Source organism: Psychroserpens sp., from assembly GCF_047633235.1.
In the GTDB taxonomy this organism is placed as follows: Bacteria; Bacteroidota; Bacteroidia; order Flavobacteriales; family Flavobacteriaceae; genus Psychroserpens.
The window spans coordinates 1-4,683 of the sequence record NZ_JBLIET010000088.1; the positions used below are offsets into that span (position 1 = coordinate 1).

Annotated in this window: 2 protein-coding genes and 1 pseudogene; 2 read left to right on the forward strand and 1 reads right to left on the reverse strand. The window is 35.1% G+C overall.

Going from position 1 to position 4,683, the window contains the following annotated elements; genetic code table 11:
• Together ACJAZK_RS14715 and ACJAZK_RS14720 are read left to right on the forward strand one after the other, a co-directional pair.
• Positions 1-1,046, forward strand: a pseudogene (locus ACJAZK_RS14715) (glycosyl hydrolase); the annotation flags it as partial.
• A 333-nt stretch (positions 1,047-1,379) separates the two neighbouring features.
• On the forward strand, positions 1,380-2,873 hold the full coding sequence (locus ACJAZK_RS14720) for a sodium/proline symporter (RefSeq protein WP_415224695.1): 1,494 nt from the start codon (positions 1,380-1,382) through the stop codon (positions 2,871-2,873).
• Positions 2,874-3,447: 574 nt separating this feature from the next.
• Here ACJAZK_RS14720 and guaB read toward each other — a convergent pair.
• The coding region (gene guaB / locus ACJAZK_RS14725; RefSeq protein WP_415224696.1) for an IMP dehydrogenase at positions 3,448-4,683 on the reverse strand (1,236 nt) is incomplete at its 5' end.

A 4,683-nucleotide genomic window follows, 5' to 3' on the forward strand; every position in this document is an offset into this window, starting at 1 on the left:
AATTAAACTTACCCGTTGTTCCTATCAATGATTTAATCATTCAAGATAATGATTTGGTTGCTGCAACGTCTGGACGTGGATTCTGGATATTAGATGATTTAGGTGTATTACAAAACATGAATTCTGAGAATAATGCCTTGCAACTATTCAAACCAAAGGCAACCTATCGCATTTTTGGTGGTACATCTAAAGATGTAGGACAAGGAGAAAACCCTAAAAGCGGTGTGACTTTTGATTATTATATAGATAAAGTAGTAGATACTTTAGATTTAAAATTGGAGGTATTACAAAATTCAAAGGTTATAAGAACATACACTAACAAAAAATCTGAAGACTTTAAATTGTGGCCAGGAGGACCATCTCAACCACAAATATTACCTTCTAAAAAAGGTTATAATCGCTTTACTTGGGATTTTAATAGAGAAGTCTTACCGGCTATAAATAAGGTTTTTATTCATGGCGGACTCTCTGGATCTAGTGTAGCTCCCGGCAATTACACATTACAATTAACATTAGAAGAAGAAACAATAGAAACAGTAGTAACTATTCTTCCCAATCCTTTAATTAATTCATCTTCTCAAGATTTTATAGCGCAACAAAACATGCTTATAACCATTGAAAATACAATTAGAGATATGCATGAGTCTGTAAACCAGATGCGATCTACAAAAACACAACTTGATATACATGCTAAGCTTTTAATAGATAACGAAAACATGACCTCTTTGATAGAAAAAGGAAATGATTTAATAACGCGTATTAATAGTTGGGAAGAAAATTTAATTCAAGCCGATCAAAAAACGTTTCAAGATGTTATTAATTTCAATAACAAGCTAAACGCACAACTTATTCAGCTAAAAAGTTATATCGATCAAGCAGACCCTAAAATCACTGACGGCGCTATAGAACGACTTAATGATTTAATGAAAGATTGGCAAGTGTATAAAAATGAACGCGATGTTATTATAGAAACAGAAATGAATGCCTATAATGCATTGTATAAATCGCTGAATATACCAGCACTCATTATTAGCGACAAGAAGTAGTCTCAATAATTAAATTCTCTCATGAAAGCGATTAAAACCATATTTTAGAAAATAAAACTTCTAAATATTTCAAATACACAATTGGTCAGTTATCCCTGTAATCATAGGAGTAATCACTTGAAAAACAACGAAACACAAACTTAACACCTTTAAAACATATGGCTTAGTACTCGCCTACTAAAGAAGATCTATGAAGACTTTCTATTCGTTTGTATTTACTATAATTTGATACTTAAAAACCGTAACACGTCTTATACGAAACTGTTTAGTATTAAAAGGTATTTTAAAAACGTTAAAGGAATGCTATCTTTATCGAAATAACTCAAAACAACTATGACTACAAAAATTATCGTCCTAGCCATTTATGTCGCTATTCTATTCTTAATAGGAATATTAGCCTCACGGAGAGTCAAAAGTATGAGTGATTATTATTTAGGAGGTAAAAAAATGGGTTTTTGGGCTATTGCTTTTTCTGCAAGAGCAACGGGCGAATCTGGATGGCTTTTAATAGGTCTCACAGGAATGGGTGCAATAGCAGGTTTTTCTGGATATTGGGTTGTTGCCGGTGAACTATTAGGAGTTTTTCTTTCTTGGCAATTCATGGCCAAAAAATTTAAAAGGCAATCTGATGCGTATAAATCAATTACAATACCAGATTACCTCCAAAGTCATTTTAAATCCTCTACAAACACACTTCGAATTCTATCTGCCTCTGTATTAGTGGTTTTCGTTGTCATTTATGTCGCTTCTCAAATGGATGTAACTGGAATTGCATTTGAATCCATGCTCGGTATTGACTATCGAATAGGTGTGCTTATCGGTTTCAGTATTGTGTTGATCTATATTTTTATTGGTGGATTCGTAGCTGCAGTTTGGTCAGATATGTTCCAAGGTATTTTAATGTTTTTCGGGTTGGTTTTACTACCTATTGTCGTTTGGTTCTCAATGGATCATGGTGCTGGAATCACAGAAGGATTGAATGCCATTGACCCTACACTAACTCAAATAATGGGTAGAAGCGATGATGGCTGGATGAACTTATTTACGATTCTCGGCTTTTCAATGATTGGCCTAGGTTTCCTTGGTTCTCCGCAAGTATATGTCCGCTTTATGTCTATTAAAAGTGAACATGAGATTGATAAAGGAAAATGGATTGCATTGCTTTTTACGCTCTTAACAGATGCAGCAGCAGTAACGATTGGAATTCTTGCTCGAATTTATTTCACAAGCGAAGGACAGGATCCTGAAGCTATATTAGGAACTGGAGGAGAAGATGTGTTGAGCATGATTACTAACGAATTCTTACCAACCATTTTAGTAGCTATCTTTATTGCTATTGTATTATCTGCAATCATGTCAACAATTGATTCATTACTTATTCTTGCCTCTAGCGCCATTACGCGTGATTTCTACCAAAAAATATTTAGACCAGATTTAAAAGATGAAGACTTAACTGCGTTTTCGAGGCTAGTGACTATTGGAATGGCTCTAGCCGCACTTGGTATTGCTGTCATATTATACAACCTATATCCAGATAGGAAGATTTTCTGGATAATGATTTTTGGATGGTCTGGAATTGCAGCCACCTTTTGTCCTGTAATTATTCTATCACTGTTCTGGAAAGGATATTCTGAGAAAGGAGCCATTGCTTCTATGATTACTGGATTTCTATCAGTCATACTTTTCAAGTTTGTAGTATCAAATATGGAAGGAATAGGTCCTTATTTTAAAGAACTAGATGTGCTAGCGCCTTCATTCGCGTTGGCAATGATCGTAGGATATATTGTTTCAAAACTATTCCCGAGCAAGACTGTTATAGAGGAGTAAAAATCCACTTAAATTAAAACGACTATTAAAAATAATATTGGGCTATTGTACTTGGTGCTATTGAAACAGTTATCACTTATTATTTAGAGGAAAACAGACCTATTGAGTTGTCCTATTTCAGTGGCACAAAAAAAGAACGTCTCAAATTAGTTATAAATGAGATAAGTCATAATAACCCAATAACTATGCATACCAAAACTTCTGAAATCAAGATAGTAAACAAATTTAAATGACGTTTTAATACTTCGGAATTTGACATACTAACAGTAGAAGACTGTAAAACAAAAATCTAAACAGTACTATATAAAGATTTAATAAATGGAACTATATAAAGTTACTATTGCTCTGATGGTACAACTATTACCATATCCTTCCTAAAATCTTAAACTATCCAGAATCAAAAGGACATCCTGTACTAAAAGGCTTACAACATGGTGCACTATTAACTCTAGAAGTTAGGAAGTCCAAATAATAGTAATATATCCTGAAATAACTCAGATATAAGCAGACCGCTCTAAAAGTAAAAAAGCACAACATAATGTTGTGCTTTTTTACTTTTTGTATATCTTTTATTCTATCGTGAATAATTAGGAGATTCATTAGTAATCGTCACATCGTGAGGATGACTTTCATTAATACCTGAAGCCGTAATTTTTACAAATTGCCCTTTATTTTGGAGCGAAGCGATATCTTTTGCACCACAGTAGCCCATTCCTGCCCTCAAGCCGCCAATAAACTGATGAATACTCTCTACTAAGTCCCCTTTGTATGGCACACGACCAACAATACCTTCTGGTACTAATTTTTTAATATCATCTTCAACATCTTGAAAATAACGATCTTTACTCCCTTGTTTCATCGCTTCTACTGAACCCATTCCGCGATACGATTTAAACTTTCGTCCTTCGTAAATAATGGTTTGTCCTGGACTCTCTTTTGTACCTGCTAATAAAGACCCTAACATGACGCAATCTGCACCTGCTGCTATCGCCTTTGGAATATCACCTGTATACCGAATTCCTCCATCTGCTATAACTGGCACTCCAGATCCTTTTATCGCTGCTGCAACCTCTAAAACTGCAGAAAACTGAGGAAACCCGACTCCTGCTATAACTCTAGTTGTACAAATTGACCCTGGACCAATCCCTACTTTTACAGCATCTGCTCCGGCTTCAACTAAATATTTAGCTGCTTCTGCGGTTGCAATGTTTCCTACGATGACCTCTAATTTCGGAAATTTCTTTTTAATCTCTTTCAAAACCAAGACCACACCTTTTGTATGACCATGAGCGGTATCTATAACGACAGCGTCTACTCCTGCTTTCACTAACGCTGAAGCACGCTCTACCGCGTCTGGTGTAACTCCAATCGCTGCTGCAACACGAAGTCTTCCATAGGTATCTTTATTTGCATTTGGCTTTTGAGTGACTTTAGTAATATCTCTAAATGTAATGAGTCCAACTAGCTTGTAATCCTCATCAACAATCAATAATTTTTCGATTTTATTATGCTGGAGGATCTTCTCTGCATCTTTCAATGAAGTACCTTCTCTTGCAGTTATTAAATTTTCTGAAGTCATCACTTCTACAATCGGTCTATCATTCTCGTGTTCAAAACGCAAATCACGATTAGTCACAATACCTTTAAGTAAACCTTTATCATCCACGATAGGAATCCCTCCAATACTATGCTCTGCCATATTTTGCTTAGCATCACTAACCTTAGCAGTCATTGGTAAGGTCACTGGATCTATAATCATACCACTTTCGGCACGTTTCACTTTACGAACTTTTTCAGCTTGTTGGTTTAT